The 15,055-nt window shown below is 73.6% G+C and carries 13 protein-coding genes; 8 read left to right on the plus strand and 5 right to left on the minus strand.

Going from position 1 to position 15,055, the window contains the following annotated elements:
• The first annotated feature begins 379 nt into the window (after window positions 1-379).
• The 7 genes from ACFYP3_RS29860 (at window position 380) to ACFYP3_RS29890 (ending at window position 10,851) form a co-directional block, all read left to right on the plus strand.
• Entirely contained in the window at window positions 380-1,312 is a 933-nt protein-coding gene (locus tag ACFYP3_RS29860) for a hypothetical protein (RefSeq protein WP_388839102.1), read from the plus strand.
• A 429-nt stretch (window positions 1,313-1,741) separates the two neighbouring features.
• Entirely contained in the window at window positions 1,742-2,800 is a 1,059-nt protein-coding gene (locus ACFYP3_RS29865) for a 3-oxoacyl-ACP synthase III family protein (RefSeq protein ID WP_388839104.1), read from the plus strand.
• A gap of 3 nt (window positions 2,801-2,803) precedes the next feature.
• A complete protein-coding gene (locus tag ACFYP3_RS29870; RefSeq protein WP_388839107.1) occupies window positions 2,804-3,658 on the plus strand; it encodes a hypothetical protein in 855 nt (284 codons plus the stop codon).
• A 5-nt stretch (window positions 3,659-3,663) separates the two neighbouring features.
• The gene (locus ACFYP3_RS29875; RefSeq protein WP_388839110.1) at window positions 3,664-5,706 is read left to right on the plus strand and encodes a fatty acid CoA ligase family protein; all 2,043 of its coding nucleotides are present in this window, start codon (window positions 3,664-3,666) and stop codon (window positions 5,704-5,706) included.
• Window positions 5,691-6,845 carry an NAD-dependent epimerase/dehydratase family protein gene (locus ACFYP3_RS29880; protein WP_388839113.1) on the plus strand — a complete coding sequence of 385 codons (1,155 nt, stop codon included), beginning with the start codon at window positions 5,691-5,693 and terminating at the stop codon, window positions 6,843-6,845. The genes ACFYP3_RS29875 and ACFYP3_RS29880 overlap by 16 nt, the downstream gene beginning before the upstream one ends.
• Window positions 6,842-10,096, plus strand: coding sequence for an amino acid adenylation domain-containing protein (locus ACFYP3_RS29885; RefSeq protein ID WP_388839116.1), 3,255 nt, complete (start codon window positions 6,842-6,844; stop codon window positions 10,094-10,096). The genes ACFYP3_RS29880 and ACFYP3_RS29885 overlap by 4 nt, the downstream gene beginning before the upstream one ends.
• On the plus strand, window positions 10,093-10,851 hold the full coding sequence (locus ACFYP3_RS29890; RefSeq protein WP_388839118.1) for a formyltransferase family protein: 759 nt from the start codon (window positions 10,093-10,095) through the stop codon (window positions 10,849-10,851). Before ACFYP3_RS29885 ends, ACFYP3_RS29890 begins: the two co-directional genes overlap by 4 nt.
• 157 nt (window positions 10,852-11,008) lie before the next feature.
• Here the strand turns inward: ACFYP3_RS29890 and ACFYP3_RS29895 are convergent, their stop codons facing one another.
• From ACFYP3_RS29895 to ACFYP3_RS29905, 3 genes are all read right to left on the minus strand, one after another.
• Entirely contained in the window at window positions 11,009-11,230 is a 222-nt protein-coding gene (locus tag ACFYP3_RS29895; RefSeq protein WP_388839121.1) for a helix-turn-helix domain-containing protein, read from the minus strand.
• On the minus strand, window positions 11,230-11,721 hold the full coding sequence (locus ACFYP3_RS29900) for a DUF2975 domain-containing protein (protein WP_388839123.1): 492 nt from the start codon (window positions 11,719-11,721) through the stop codon (window positions 11,230-11,232). The genes ACFYP3_RS29895 and ACFYP3_RS29900 overlap by 1 nt, the downstream gene beginning before the upstream one ends.
• Before the next feature lie 111 nt (window positions 11,722-11,832).
• A complete protein-coding gene (locus ACFYP3_RS29905) occupies window positions 11,833-13,254 on the minus strand; it encodes an MFS transporter (RefSeq protein ID WP_388839126.1) in 1,422 nt (473 codons plus the stop codon).
• Window positions 13,255-13,340: 86 nt separating this feature from the next.
• On the opposite strand from ACFYP3_RS29905, the gene ACFYP3_RS29910 reads away from it, so the two are divergent.
• On the plus strand, window positions 13,341-13,868 hold the full coding sequence (locus ACFYP3_RS29910; RefSeq protein ID WP_388839129.1) for a winged helix-turn-helix transcriptional regulator: 528 nt from the start codon (window positions 13,341-13,343) through the stop codon (window positions 13,866-13,868).
• 120 nt (window positions 13,869-13,988) lie between these two features.
• On the opposite strand, the gene ACFYP3_RS29915 is transcribed toward ACFYP3_RS29910, so the two are convergent.
• Complete coding sequence (locus ACFYP3_RS29915; RefSeq protein ID WP_388839132.1) at window positions 13,989-14,561, minus strand: NIPSNAP family protein; 573 nt, start codon at window positions 14,559-14,561, stop codon at window positions 13,989-13,991.
• Window positions 14,558-15,025, minus strand: a complete 468-nt coding sequence (locus ACFYP3_RS29920; protein WP_388839135.1) for a hypothetical protein — start codon at window positions 15,023-15,025, stop codon at window positions 14,558-14,560. Before ACFYP3_RS29920 ends, ACFYP3_RS29915 begins: the two co-directional genes overlap by 4 nt.
• Window positions 15,026-15,055: the final 30 nt, after the last annotated feature.

Consider the following 15,055-nt stretch of genomic DNA (forward strand, 5'->3'; position numbering starts at 1 on the left):
GCCTCATCGGCGCGTGCATGGACGAGGCTCTGGAGATCCTCTTCGGTCTGCCGGGCTGGCACGACCACATCGGACTCGACCTCGCGACCGATGACGACGACGAAGCGCTGGAGGCGGTGTTCGCGCGGGTCGAGGACGAGATGCGGAGCTGCCACCCCGAGCTGGACGCTGACCGCGGCAGGCTGCTCAGCGGGCTGGGGCTGCGCCGGCGACCTAAGCGGGAGCTGCTGCGGAGGCTCCAGGAATCCCTCCTGCGGACCGAGCCGGAGTTCCTGCTGCTGAGTGCGGACGAAGGCTGCGCGTACGAGTTGCTGGACGTCTTCCGCGTCCGCCGCTCCGGCAGGCGGTCCTCGCTCCCGGCCGGGCCGATCTGGCCCGGATGCGGGCTGACCGCGACTGCTGGGGCGTGGTGGCGAACGACCCGGTGCGACGGGCCACCGTCCTGCGCGCAGCCCAGTACGACCGGCGGCCGGGGGACCCGCAGCTTCTGCGCGTGCTCCTACGGCACGAGGTCCGCCGCGGCCCCACCGAGGAGCTCCGCCTCGCCGCCGTCCTGCTCGCCCTCCACGGCAGGACGGCGGACCACGCTCTGCTGCAGTCCCTGCGGGCGGCCGAGCCCGATGTCCGCTTCCTGCTCGGCGGATTCCCCGATTCCGCACGGGGGCTCACCCAGTGGGCGGCCGACTTCGACTGGTCGCACTACGGCCAGGATCCCCGCGACGAGACCGACCTCACCTGGACGGCGCTGGCCCGCCGCCAGGGGCAGACCGAGCCGGCCCGTGCCGCGCTCATACGCATCCTCGACGACACGGGTCCCCGGGACGGCGCCCTCCTCGGCTCTCTTGTCCACGAGTTCACAGCCCTCGAAGACCTCGGGCAGGCGATCCGTGCACGCCGCCTGCACGCGTCCCTGGAGGACGACACCGGCCGGCGCGGGGCGGCCCTTGTCGACCTTGCCTCTTTGCAACGCCGTCACGGGGAGGTGGAGGCGGCCTGGCGGTCCCTCCAACAGGCGGTCGCGGTACTCGACGGGCCGTCGCCGCTGCCGCCCACCGATCAGTTGGCGTTCGATCTCGATCTCGGTCTACCGCAAGCGCCCTGTCAGAGCGTCACCTGGCGGGGGCTGGGCCTGGGGATGACGGTCGCCGAGGAGCACTTCCTCATCAGCCAGGCCGCCGTGCCGCTCGGTCTTCACGAGGTGGCCCGGGCCGCACTCCGGTCGGGGAACGCCCTGCTCGACGGTCTATCCCACCCCACCGGGAATCTGCGTCGCGCCGCGGAGGCCGCGCAGATGCTTGCAGCGCCCCGCTGAAGCCGCCCGGGCCCAGGTCGGCCAGGAGCGCCCCCTGCGGCTGATCGCCGAAGCTGACCAGGCCTTCCACGTGTGGACCGGGTCCGCGGTGCACGCCTGCGTGAAGCGGGCCTCGGCGCCGAGCTCCCGCCAGCCAGGGTCGTAGGTGACGCCCCGTGGAGTGGGCCGAGTGGTTCCGGACAGGTTTTCGAGGGCGCGGGCGCCGCTGAGAGGCGCGGAGGCCATGGTTCTGCCCGGTATCGCGGGAGGAGCGCGTGGCCGGTATTGGAGGGAATGTTCTGCATATGCGGATCTCGGGCAGCTCGGCAGCACCTCCGTACGCTACGGTAACTTAACTGTCCGTTACTTTCCGGACACCCCTTGAATCCCATGCCGACCACCGCCCTGGCACTCCCATGCCCCGGCGGACCGCAACGGAGAGCGACACGCATGAGCGCCACCGCGTACAGCCGAATAGAAGCCTTAGGCAGCTTCCTTCCGGCAGCAGTCCAGACCACCCCCCAACTCGCCGCCCTGGTCCCGGGGCTGGGGGAGGTGGACATCGAGAAGATCACCGGGATCGCCGAGCGGCGCGTCTACGCCCCCGAACCGGCCGCCGGCGAGGACTCGTTCGGGATGGCCCTGGCCGCAGCCCGGGACGCGCTGGAATCCTCCCGCCACCGGGCCGCCGACCTCGACATCGTCATCTCCGCCTCGATCACCCGGTTCAAGGACGGCAGCCGCTTCACCTTCGAACCTTCCTTCGCCGCGATGCTGGCCAGAGAGCTGGGTGCCCGCTCCGCCATCCACTTCGACGTCTCCAACGCCTGCGCCGGAATGATGACCGGCGTGTGGCTGCTCGACCGCATGATCCGCTCCGGCGCCGTGCGTCGTGGCCTGGTCGTCAGCGGCGAGCAGGCCACCCGCGTCGCGCAGACCGCCGCTCGCGAGATGACCGACTCCTACGACCCGCAGTTCGCCTCGCTCTCCGTCGGGGACTCGGCGTCCGCCGTCGTCCTCGACGAGTCCGTCGACGCCGCCGACCGCATCCACTACGTCGAGCTGATGACCTGCTCCGAGTACTCCCACCTGTGCATGGGCATGCCCAGCGACCGCACCCCGGGCATCGCTCTCTACACGGACAACAAGAAGATGCACGACCGCGACAGGCTCAAGCTGTGGCCACGCTTCCACGGGGACTTCCTGGCCAAGAGGGGCCGGTCGTTCGCCGGTGAGGATTTCGACTACGTCATCCAGCACCAGGTCGGCACCCGTTTCATCGACTACGCCAACCAGACGGCCGAGGCCGAATTCGCCGCCCCCATGCCGGCCTCCCTCTCTGTGGTCGAGCGCTACGGAAACACCGCCACGACCTCGCACTTCCTGACGCTGTGCGAGCACCTCAGGGCGGGCGGCGACCGCCCCGGAGCCACGTACCTGCTGGTGCCGGCCGCCTCCGGAGTGGTCACCGGAGCCCTGTCCGCGACGCTCACGAACGTGGGGGTCTGAGCCATGGCCGTGGTCATCACAGCAGCCGGCACCGCCCTGCCCGACTCGTCCGCCCCGACCTCCGTCGTGAACCTCGCGGGCCGGGCCGCCCGCGGCGCCCTGGCCCGGGCTCGGGTGTCCGCCTCCTCGATCGGCGTACTCGTCAACGTCGGCGTCTACCGCGAGCACAACACCTTCGAACCGGCCATGTCGGCCCTGGTCCAGAAGGAGGTCGGCATCAACCGCGACTACATCGCCGACCCCGAACCGGCCGCCGGATTCTCCTTCGACCTGATGAACGGAGCCTGCGGCGTCCTCAACGCCGTCCAGGTGGGCCAGGCCCTGCTGGCAACCGGAAGCACCGAGCGGTTGCTGATCACCGCTGCCGACGTCCACCCCGGCGGCGACGCGGACCACGACACCGGTTACCCGTACGCGGACCTGGCCGGAGCCCTCCTGCTGGAGCGCAGCGCCGACCCCCGCGCCGGGTTCGGCCCGGTACGCCACTACACCGCCGACCGGCCCACCGACGTCGAGGGTCACCTCGACACCGACACCATGGGCCGGCACGGGCGGACCACGATCACCGTCCGCCGCGCGCCGGGCCACGCCGAGCGGCGGAGCGAATTCGCGGCGACCGTCGCCGCCGACTACGCGCGGGACATGGGCCTCGACCTCGACCGGACGTGGGTGATCGGCCCGTGCGCGACCGCTGACGACGCGGGGGTGCGGGGCGAGCCGCACACCGCCGCGCCGGTGCTCGGCTACCTCCGGGCGATGGACGTCGTACGTCGCGACGACTACGAGCAGTTCCTGTTCGTGTCGGTCGGCGCCGGCCCCAGCGCCGCGTGCGCCCTCTACCGGCCCGAGGGGTGGTGAGCTCCGTGCCGCAGACGACCTCCACCGGCCGGGGCCCTGCCGCGGCGCAACCGGCCCCCGACACGGACAGCGTCGCCGGATGGCTCGAGCGGAACGCCCGCGCCTTTCCCGACAAGCCCGCAGTCATCCACCCCGACGGACGCGCCCCCGGCGGCTACGGCACCCTCACCTACGGCGCGTTGCAGCAGACGGTCGAGGAACTGGCCCACGGACTGCGGAGCGCCGGGATCACCCGGGCCACCAAGACGGTGCTGATGGCCCCACCCGGGCCGGAGCTGTTCGCCCTGTGCTTCGCACTGTTCCGCGTCGGGGCCGTGCCCGTCGTCGTGGATCCCGGCATGGGAGTGCGGCGCATGCTCCACTGTTACCGCGCCGTGGGCGCCGAGGCGTTCATCGGGCCGCCCCTCGCCCAGCTCGTGCGCGTCCTGGGGCGCCGTACCTTCGCCGGGGTACGCGTGCCCGTCACCCTGGGACGGCGCCGGCTCGGCCGCGGCCACACGCTGGCCGCGCTGCGCGCCACCCCCGCCACCGGCCGTACGGACGCGGCGGCCCCGATCGGCGGGGACGACCTGCTGATGATCGGCTTCACCACCGGAAGCACGGGCCCCGCCAAGGGAGTCGAGTACACCCACCGCATGGCGTTGTCCATCGCCCGGCAGATAGAAGCCGTACACGGCCGCACCCGCGACGACGTCTCCCTGGTCACCCTGCCCTTCTACGGAGTGCTCGACCTCGTCTACGGATCCACCCTGGTCCTCGCGCCGCTGGCCCCCGCCCGGGTCGCCCAGGCGGACCCGACGCTGCTCGTGGACGCGCTGGAACGATTCCGCGTCACTACGATGTTCGCCTCGCCCGCCCTCCTGCGGAACCTCGCCGGACACCTCACAGGCACCGCGCGCGGCCGCCACCCCTTGCCCGACCTGCGCTGCGTCGTCTCCGGCGGAGCCCCCGTGCCCGACGCGGTCGTGGCCACGCTGCGCCGCGTACTCGATGAGAAGGCGAAGATCCATGTGACGTACGGGGCCACGGAGGTACTGCCGATCACCTCGATCGAAGCGGCCGAGATCCTCGGCGACGACGACGCCGAAACCAGCCGCGAAGACGGCGGTACCGCCGCCGGCGCCGCCGCGGGCGAGGGGACCTGTGTCGGCCGGCCCGTCCCCGGCACCCGCGTGACCATCGCTCCCGTCACCGACGGCCCCCTCGCCCGCCTGGACTCCCCGACCGGCCTGCCTGCCGGGTGCGTCGGCGAGATCCTGGTCCACGGCGACTCCGTCAGCCGCCGCTACCACCAGGCACCCCAATCGGACGCCGCGCACAAGGTGACCGAGGACCGCCCCGGCGGCGAAGACCCCCGAACCTGGCACCGGACCGGCGACCTCGGCCATCTCGACGCCGAAGGACGGCTGTGGTTCTGCGGGCGCGCCGCGCAGCGGGTCCGCACCGCCGACCGCGACCTGCACACCGTGCGCTGCGAGGGAGTCTTCAACGCCCACCCCCTGGTCCGGCGCACCGCTCTGGTCGGCATCGGCCCGGCCGGAGCGAAGCGGCCCGTCATCTGTGTGGAGACCGAGGTCGGGGCGGACGGGGCGGCGCTCGACGAGAGCGCGTGGACGGAGCTGGTCGCCGAGCTGCGCACGATGGCCGAGGCACACACCCCGACCAGCGGCCTCCAGGAGTTCCTGCGCCACCCCGGCTTCCCCGTGGACATCCGGCACAATGCCAAGATCGGCCGCGAGGAGCTGGCCCGCTGGGCCGAGCGCCGGCAGGTACGAACCGCGACGTCCCCGGGTCGGCGAGCGGTCCGGATCGTGCCGCTCGCGGGATGGGCGTACCTCATGGCCGGCGCGGCCTGGGCTGCGGCCGGAGGAGCCCCCGACCTCCCGGTGCTGCGGTGGATCTGGTGGGCCGACGCCTTCCTCAGCATCGGCGTGCACGCCGCGCAGATCCCGTTCGCGCTGCCGCGCGGCCGAGCGGCCGGACACGGGACCGCCTCGGTGGTCGGGCGCACCATGCTCTACGGCGCGACCTGGTGGCGGGCGCTGTGAAGATCCTGGTCACCGGAGCATCCGGATTCCTGGGCGGTCACCTGGTCGACGGCGCCCTGCGCCAGGGCCATCGGGTCCGCGCCCTCGTACGGCCCGGCAGTGATGCCGTACGGCTGCACTCCCTGCCCGGCGTCGAGGTCGTCACCGGCGACCTCACCGACGACGGTTCGCTCGGGCGGGCGGCACAGGGCTGCGACGCGGTCCTGCACAGCGCGGCCCGCGTGGTCGACCACGGCAGCCGTGCGCAGTTCGAGGCCGCCAACGTCACCGGCACGCGGCGGCTGCTGGCGGCAGCGCGGTCGGCGGGGGCGCGGCGGTTCGTGTTCGTGTCCAGCCCGAGCGCGCTGATGCGGGTACGGGAGGGCGACCGTCTCGGCATCGACGAGAGCACCCCGTACCCGGATCGGTGGTTCAACCCCTATTGCGAGACGAAGGCGATCGCCGAACAGTACGTACGGGCGGCCGACGAACCGGACTTCACCACCTGCGCCGTACGGCCGCGCGCCATCTGGGGGCCGCGCGACCACGCCGGATTCCTGCCGCGCACGGTCGGCGCCCTGCGCGCGGGCCGACTGCCCGACCTGTCGGGCGGCAAACGGGTGCTGGTCTCGCTCTGCCACGTCGACAACGCGGTGGACGCCTGTATGCGGGCCGCGCTCGCCCCCGCCGAGCGGGTCCGCGGCAAGGCCTACTTCGTCGTGGACCGCGAAGAGACCGACCTGTGGCCGTTCCTGGCCCGGGTCGGCGCCCTCTTCGACTGCCCGCCGCCCGCTCCGCGCATCCCGCTCGTCCTCGGCCGCGCGATGGCCGCGGCGGTCGAGACGGGCCGCCACCTGCGCCGCCGGTCCGCGGGCAGCGGCAGCGGCCCGGGAGCCGGTACCGATGCGGCTGCGCCCCTGAGCCGCTACATGATGGCGCTGCTGACCCGCTCGGCGACGTACGAGACCAGGGCCGCCCGCCACGACCTCGGCTACGCGGCTCCGCGGACCCAAGCCGAAGGGCTGCGAGGACTGCGGGAGTGGGTCACGGCGGTGGGCGGCATCGCGGCCTGGACCGCCGGCCCGGCCGCCTGGACCGGCGCCACCGCAGCGGACGGCCCCGCACCCGACCCCACCGCACAAGGGAGCACGCACTCATGACGTCCCATCAGGTCGGTTCCGGCGCCCGTGCCGGGGCCCGTGACGCGGCCCGTGCCGGCGCCGACACCCGCTACCGGCGGCCCGTCTCGCCCACCGAACGCCTCTACCTCTCCGCCGGTGACGCCCGCGGCACCATGGCCCTGCGCATCGTCGTCGAGGGCAACGGCGCACCCGAAGCCGAGCACCTCCAGGCGGCCCTGGTACGCGCCGCCGCGTCCTGCCCGGGGTCGCGGCTCGTGCGTACCGGGGCGATGTGGAGGGCCGGAGGACCGCTGCCGCGGGTGCGCTACGACGCACCGCGCGCCGGTGCGTACGCCGACTCGGCGCCGGGAACCGTCGAGCTGCCCGCCCGGCCGTCGCGGCGGGCGGAGCCGCCGGGCTGCGAGGTACTGGTCGTGCCCGGCCTCGACGGGAAGGCGACCACCACCGTCGTCTTCAGTGCCTCGCACGCCGTGATGGACGGTCACGGCGCCCTGACCTGGGTACGGGAGGTCTTCCGGGCCCTGCGCGGCGAGCCCGCCCGGCCCGCGCTCGACGCGGACACCGACGCCGGTCTGCTGCGCCGGCTCGGCAGCACCGGACCGCGGCCCACCCCGAGTCCTCCCCGCCGCTCCCCGCTCGGCACGGGCAGCGGCGACGGCCGCCCGCTCCGGACGCTGTGGCTGCGCCGCACCCTGCCCGGCCGCCATCCCGCGCTCACCGCCCGCCTCGCCCAGGCACTGACCGACGCCGCACGGTTCGACACCCGTGTGATGGTCCCCGTCGACCTGCGCCGCCACTGCCCCGGGATCGAGGCCACGGGCAACCTGAGTCTGCCCCTCTTCCTGGACCTGCGGCCGGGCACGGACTGGACGGCCGCGCACACCCGCCTGCTGACCGCCCTCGCCGAGGGCCGCGAACTCGCCGCCGGGTTCGAGACGGCCCTCGCGCCACTGCCGCTGCCCGTGACCGCCGGTCTGCTGCGCGGCGCCCAGGCCGTGGCTTCACGTACCGACCGGCACCTCGCCTCGGCCGTCGTCTCCCATCTCGGCCGCCTGGACCCGGCGGAACTCTCCGGCGGCGGCTTCACGGCGTCCACGGCCTACGCGCTGCCGGTGCATGCCCCACTGGTCCCGCTCTCCCTCGTCGCCGCCGAGAGCGGAACGGCGACCGAGATCACGCTCGGCGTCCGCGGCGGGGGCCGGGACCTCCCGGCACGCGCCGCGGAGTTGCTGGACACGGTCCTGGCCGGCTTCGAGGCCGAGGGCACGGCCGAGACGGTCCGCCGGGCCGGGCCGGCTGCCGAAGCGGGCGGCGTGCTCGCGGTGTCGGGTGAAGCCCGGTCGGCGACGCCGGCGCGAGCGTGCCCGGGCGCCGCAACCGGCTCCGGCGCGGCCGCCGAGCCCACCGTCGTGGACGCCTTCCGCGCCCAAGCCGCCCGCACCCCCGACGCTCCCGCGCTCGACGGACCCGAGGGCGTGGTCACGTACGCCGAACTCGACAGGCGCTCCGACGTGGTCGCGGCCTCGCTCGCGCGGCGCGGCACAGGGCGCGAGGACCTGGTGGGGCTGGTCGTCGACCGCACGGCCGCCGGAGTGTGCGCCCTGTGGGGCATCCTCAAGGCGGGCGCCGCCTACGTGCCGCTCGACCCCGGTCATCCCGGTGCGCGGATCGGAGAGATCCTCCAAGGGGCTGCCGTCACCCTCTGCCTGACCGAACGACGTCGGGCCGAGGAACTCTCCTCCTTCGTGCCCGGGACCCTGCTCGCCGTCGAGGACCTCCTCGACGCTCCGGCCCCTGCCCCCGGCCTTGGCCCCGGCTCCGACGCAGGCGCGGAGGAGGACGCCTGCGAGGTGCGCGCCGCCGGCCCCGCCGACGCGGCGGAAGTGCGGCCCGCGGACCTCGCGTACGTCATCCACACCTCCGGTTCCACCGGCCGCCCCAAGGGCGTGCAGATCGAGCACGGAAGCCTCATGGGATTCGTCCGCTGGATGACCGACGTCTGCCGGGTCACCGGTCGTACCCGCTTCGGCTTCACCTCCTCCTACGCCTTCGACATCTCGTGCTTCCCCCTCTACCTGCCGCTGCTCGCAGGCGGTACGGCCGTCCTCGCACCCGGTGCGCCGTCACCCGCCGCCCTGCGCGAGCTCGTCGCCGAGCACCGCGCGGACACCCTTGCGCTCACGCCCTCGCACCTCGCCCTCCTCGGCGCCGCGGGCAGCGGTCCCACGCCCGGCCTGCGGACCCTGCTGCTGGGCGGCGAGCCCCTCACCCCCACCGCCGTACGCTCCGCACACGCCGCTTTCGGGGCTGACTGCCGCGTGATCAACGCGTACGGACCCACCGAGGCGACCGTCGCCGTGCTCGCCCACACCGTGGACGGCAGCGAGCTCGGCGCCACCGTCCCGATCGGCCTCCCGGGCCCGTACGCCCGGGTCGACCTCGTCGCCGACGACGGGATCATCGGCAGCGGACCCGCCGACACGGGCCGCACCGGCGAGATCGTCGTACGCGGGGTCCAGGTGGCCCGCGGCTATCTCGGGCCGTCCGACGGCCGTCCCTCACCCTTCACCACCGGCCCCGACGGCGTCCGCGCCTATCGCACCGGTGACCTCGGACGCCGACTGGCCGACGGAGCCGTCGAGTTCGTCGGGCGCATCGACGAGCAGGTGAAGATCGCCGGGCACCGCGTCGACCCCGCCGAGGTCGTCGCCGCCCTCGAAGCGCACACGGCCGTCCACCGCGCCGTCGTCATGCCCCGCCGCCGCCCGCACTCCACGGCGGCCGTGCTCTGTGCGTACGTACTGCCGGACCGCACCGCCCGCTCCGCGGTACGCGAGGATCTGGCCGGCGCCCTGCGGGCCGAGCTGACCCGGACCCTTCCCGCGTACCTCGTCCCCGCCCATGTCGTCCTGATCGACACACTGCCCAGTACGGTCGGCGGCAAGACCGATCTCGCCGCCCTACCGGATCCCTTCGTCCACACCACGCCGGCCGCGCCCCCGTCCGGCAGCCTGGAGGCGCGGGTCAGGCAGCACTGGGCGGAGATCCTCGGCGTCGACGGCGCCCTGCTGTCGGCGGACTCCGACTTCCACGCCCTCGGCGGTGATTCCCTCGCCCTCGTCGAGATGCTCACCGCCGTCTCCTCGGACCTGTTGACCCCAGGCCAGGCCCAGCGGTTCACCGGCCGTCTCGACTGCCTCGTACGGAACCTGACGCTCGAACAGGTCTGCGCCCATCTGACCGCCGCCCGTGAGGAGTCCGACGCATGATCTTCGTCGGAGAGGGAGCCCTGCTCCGCCGCGCCGTCACCCACGCGGCCACCCGCGGCCACCCGGTCGACCTGGTCTGCTCCGCCGACCCGCTGGACGCCGCGGCCGCCGACGCACCCCACCTCGCGGCGGCGGACGTCAACGCCCACGCCGGCACCCTGGCCGGGGCCTGCACCGACGGCATCGTCTGGTCGCTCAACAACCGGCAGATCTTCCGCGAGCCCCTGCTCCGCGCCGACGGCCTGCGCATCCTCAACGTCCACAACGGCCTGCTGCCGCGGCACCGCGGACTGCCCTCCGTAGCCGTCCTGTTCGCCCTGCTGCACGGCGACACGGAGTACGGCGCCACCGTCCACGAGGTTGACGCCGGCATCGACACCGGTCCGGTCCTGGCCGAACACCGCTTCCCCGTGGGGCCCGAGGACCGCTACCACCAGGTCATGCTCCGCGGGATCCGCGCCTGCCACGCCCTGTTCGAGCAGATCCTCCCTTCGGTCGCCGCCGGAACCGCCCACCCCGCACGCGCCGCGACGGCGGAACCGTCCGCGTACTACGGCCTGCGCGCCCTGGACCGGCTCGGCGCCTATCGCGACCACCCCGCCTACGCCCGCGCCACCGACCTCGGCCCCTTCTCCGTCCATGCGCACGAGGTGACGAGGGCGCTGCTCGCATGCGGTGCGGACACGACCGCCGCGGGACTTCGCGGCCGCGCGGATCCGGTCGATCCGCTCACGGAGCGCCGTCGCGATTCCTGATCACGCCCCGCGTCGCAGCCGTACGACGCGTGGCGTGCGGGAAGCGACCGGCGCGCGCGTCATCCGGGCCCGCGGGCCCGTCCAGCCCTGGCCGGCCCGCCCGAAAAACGGCGAAGCCCGTCCTTCCGTGCAGGAAGGACGGGCGCCGGGAGCCGCGTCATCCGTCGTCGGCGTCCTCGGCCTCCCAGCGCAGCAGTTCGCCCGGCTGGCAGTCGAGCACCTCGCAGAGCGCGGCGAGCGTCGCGAAGCGCACGGCCTTGGCGCGGCCGTTCTTCAGTACGGCCAGGTTGGCGGGGGTGATCCCCACGCGCTCCGCGAGCTCGCCCACGGACATCTTCCGCCTGGCCAGCATCACGTCGATGTCGACGGCGATCGGCATCAGATGACCTCGTCCAACTCGGCCTGCATCTGCGACGCTTCGACGTCGCGGGCGACGGCCTGGGCGAGCAGCATCCGCAGGACGAGGACGATGAGCGCGACCCCGAGGATGGCCAGGCCGACCCCGCCCATGATGACGGTGACGCCCGGGTCCTCCCGCTGGCCCGGCGCGTTGACGGCCGTGACCGCGAACCACAGGAGGGCAGCTCCCACGATCGCGCCGATCACGCCGTCCACGTAGCGGAAGGCGGCATGGGAGAACACCGTTCCCCGCCGCACCATGGTCACCAGCCGCCACACGCAGACGACGGCGACCTGGGCCGACACCATGCCCAGGATCGTGATCACGCGCAGCGGGGTCAGCGGGACCGAACCGTCTTCCGGGTCGTCACCGCTGACCAGCGTCCACACCATTCCTGCCTGTACGCACACGGTGCCGGTGAGCACCACCACGAGCACGGCGCGCAGCGCACGCACTGTCAGCTTCCCCACGACCCCTCCTTCCATCGAGTTACGATGGAAATCTATCGAATCTCGATAGGTGGGGCAAGGGGTGGGGGCGCGCGACGGGCGACCGGGAGACGGCGCCCCGTCCCCGTCCCCTCAGGCGGCGCCGGTCCGCGCGGTCTCCACGGCCTCGGCGCCGTCGGTCGACTGGGCGGCGGCCGGCCGCGGCGTGCGGACGAGCGGGATCGTCGCGCACGCGGCGAGGAGGGCGGCCGCGGCGACCGCGTACCAGCCGTGCCGGAAGGCGGCGACCGTGTGTCCGGGGCCCGCGGTGCCGAGGACGCCGACCAGGATCGCGACGCCGAGGACCGCGCCGATCTGGCGGCCCATCGACGTGATGGCCGAGCCGGTGGCGAAGCGGGCCGGCGGCAGGGCGGCCGCCGACACCCCGGTCAGGACCGGGAGCGTCATGCCGACGCCGAGGCCGGTCAGCATCATGCCGGGCAGGAGCGAGGCCGCGTAGGCCGAGCCGGTGTCGAGCGTCGCGGCCCACCACAGGATGCCGGCGGCGAACACGACGGATCCCGCCAGCGCGATGCGGCCCGCACCGAATCGGGCGACGGCGGGTCCGATCCGCAAGGCGACGGGCGGCACCAGCAGGGGTCCCGGCGCGATGGCGAAACCGGTGCGCAGAGCCGAGTAGCCCCACACGCCCTGGCACCACAGCACCGCGCCGAGCAGCATTCCGGCGAACGCGATGGTGAACAGCGTCAGGGCGGCCGCGGCGGAGGCGAACGCCGGGACCCGGAGCAGCGGCAGCTCGACGATGGGCACGGGGTGGCGGGCCGATCGCAGGACGAACCAGACGCCGAGCAGCACCGCGGCGGCCAGGCCGCCGAGGGTGCGGGCGCTCGCCCAACCCCAGTCAGGAGCCTTGATCAGGGCGAGCGCGAGCGTGGCGATCGATGCGGTGAGCAGGGCGGCGCCGAACAGGTCGGGCAGCGGGCTCTTCTCCGTCCCGGCGCGTCCGGGCGACGGCAGCACCCTGACGCCGAGCGCGAACGCCGCGATCCCCACCGGCACGTTGACGATGAACACCCAGTGCCATCCGGCCTCGACCAGCAGCCCGCCGGCCACCGGCCCGAGCCCGGCGGCGATCCCGCCGATCGACGCCCAGGCGCGCACTGCCCCGGCGCGCTTCTCGGGGGCCGTCGTGTCGAGCAGCAGCGCGAGCGAGGTCGGCATCAGCAGCGCAGCGCCGGCGGCCTGTACGAGCCGTGCCGCGACCAGCGTCCCGACGTTGGGAGCGAGGGCGCAGCCGACCGAGGCGAGGGTGAACACGGCCAAGCCGGTCAGGAAGACCGACTTGTGGCCGGAACGGTCGGCGACGCGGCCCGCGACCACGAGGAGCGCGGCGAAGACGATCGCGTAGCCGTTGAGGACCCAGGAGAGGGAGCCGAGGCCGCTGCCGCCGAACGAGTGGCCGATCGCCGGGAGGGCCGCGTTGACGATGAAGAGGTCGAGGTTCGACATGAAGACGGCGGCCGCGACGGTCGCGAACACGGCTCGGGACGCCATGGGTCGGTTTGAAATTCCAACTGTCATGGACCGGAGGCTAGCCGGGCAGGTTTGAAAACACAATGGACTCGCGAGAGGATGGGGCCGTGACCTCGAACGCGAAGCAGGACGAGAACTCGGTTCCGCACCCCGAAGTGCCTGGTCGGCCGTGCTCTGCGGCCGCCGCGCTGCAACTCGTCGGTGAACGCTGGGCCCTCCTGGCGATCCGCGAGATCTTCTACGGCAACCAGCGCTTCGACCAGATCGTCCGCAACACCGGCGCGCCCCGCGACCGGCTCGCCGCCCGACTGCGCGCGCTGGAGGAGGCGGGCGTGGTGGAGCGCCGCCCCTACAGCGAGCGCCCCTTGCGGTTCGAATACCACCTCACGGAGGCAGGCCGCGATCTCGCACCGGTGATGCACGCGCTGCTGGCCTGGGGTGATCGCTGGGCGGTGGACGCTCCACCGGTCGCCTTCCGGCATCACGGCGGGCCCGGATCGGATCACCACGCCGAGCACGACCTCGATCTGATGGCGATGTGCCGGACCTGCGGTGAGGAGGCCCGGTCGGGAGGCCTCACGATCGACGTGCGGGCGCCTGGATGGGATCGGGCCGGGCCGATCGAAGGCTCCTGAGCCGGCAGCGACCGAGTCGGCCGGCTGGTTCCCACGACACTGCGCGGTCGGCGCGCGACGATCGTCAGGTGCAGGCCGGAGGGTGCTCTGCGCCGGCGAGCAGGCAGCCGCCCCAGGCTGTCAGACGGCCCGCCGCGCAGCCGCCCTCACGGGTTCGAGCCGCAGCCGCCGGGTCGGCCAGGGCGGTGGCGGTGACGCCGGCGGGCCGAACCAGACCCGGACGTCCTCCCCGGTGCGGACGGGCAGGAGGGGGTAGTCGTTCTCGGCGTGCTCGGTGCGGTGCAGTGCATGCCCCGGGCCCAGGTGCCGGGCGGCGTACGAGTCGAAGGCGGCCGCGTCGGTCGGACGGCAGACGGTCGCGACCACCTCGCGGGTGCCCGGCGCCGGTGTGAAGCCCGGGCCGCGCAGCAGCAGGACGTCATCGCTGTCGATCATCGTGGCGTTGGCGGCGGCGCGGTGCTCCCGCCACACCGGGCCGGTGTAGAAGGCCTCCAGCGCGCGCCGACGGCGCGCCATGTCGGGGAACGCGCGCAGCCAGACGAAGCGGTCCGGATCGTCCAGGTCGCGGAATCGGCCGCCGACGGCGATGCCGACCGCCTGCTGACCGGCCACGAACTCGCGCTCGAACAGCTCGATCAGCGTCTCCCGGGCTCCCGGGTGCAGTGTGTACCGGCGGAGTTCGACGATGCTCATGCGCCGGCGCATCCGCTGCGGGCGAAGTCCATGGTCCAGTTGAGCTCCCAGGTCCGGCCGCCGTCGCAGGAGAACTCCTGCTCCCAGCGGGCGCTGTCCGGGCCGAGGCGGTACCACGTGAAGTGCACCCCGATCGGCCGGCCGTCGTAGGTGTCCTCGCCGTGGAAGTCCCCGCGGTCGCCGGTGAAGCCGCCCACCACCGGCGGATCCAGACGACCCGTCCGGCTGTCGGACCAGTGGATCGACCAGTGCTCCGTCTCGCGGTCGAACAGCCGCAGGGTCACGCCCTGGCGGCCGAGCGTGGGGAAGGTGATCTCGTCGATGTTGCCGGCGCCCCCGAACAGCGGCCGGACCACCGCGTGCCCGGGGAACTCCGTCCAGGTGGCGGTGCCGGAGCCGAGCGGTGCGGTGAGACGGCGGTTGGCCACGTCCCAGGAGCCGTGCAGGAAGTCGAAGTCGTTCATGCGCCGCAGGCTAGGGGCACTCCACTGACA

Source organism: Streptomyces sp. NPDC005533 (genome assembly GCF_042871845.1).
Lineage (GTDB): Bacteria > Actinomycetota > Actinomycetes > Streptomycetales > Streptomycetaceae > Streptomyces.

Excerpts from the sequence above, each read along its gene's own strand:
- ACFYP3_RS29860 (WP_388839102.1), top strand. The coding sequence starts at position 380 with ATGCGGGCTGACCGCGACTGCTGGGGCGTGGTGGCGAACGACCCGGTG.
- ACFYP3_RS29865 (WP_388839104.1), top strand. The coding sequence starts at position 1,742 with ATGAGCGCCACCGCGTACAGCCGAATAGAAGCCTTAGGCAGCTTCCTT.
- ACFYP3_RS29870 (WP_388839107.1), top strand. The coding sequence starts at position 2,804 with ATGGCCGTGGTCATCACAGCAGCCGGCACCGCCCTGCCCGACTCGTCC.
- ACFYP3_RS29885 (WP_388839116.1), top strand. The coding sequence starts at position 6,842 with ATGACGTCCCATCAGGTCGGTTCCGGCGCCCGTGCCGGGGCCCGTGAC.
- ACFYP3_RS29890 (WP_388839118.1), top strand. The coding sequence starts at position 10,093 with ATGATCTTCGTCGGAGAGGGAGCCCTGCTCCGCCGCGCCGTCACCCAC.
- ACFYP3_RS29895 (WP_388839121.1), bottom strand. The coding sequence starts at position 11,230 with ATGCCGATCGCCGTCGACATCGACGTGATGCTGGCCAGGCGGAAGATG.
- ACFYP3_RS29905 (WP_388839126.1), bottom strand. The coding sequence starts at position 13,254 with ATGGCGTCCCGAGCCGTGTTCGCGACCGTCGCGGCCGCCGTCTTCATG.
- ACFYP3_RS29915 (WP_388839132.1), bottom strand. The coding sequence starts at position 14,561 with ATGAGCATCGTCGAACTCCGCCGGTACACACTGCACCCGGGAGCCCGG.
- ACFYP3_RS29920 (WP_388839135.1), bottom strand. The coding sequence starts at position 15,025 with ATGAACGACTTCGACTTCCTGCACGGCTCCTGGGACGTGGCCAACCGC.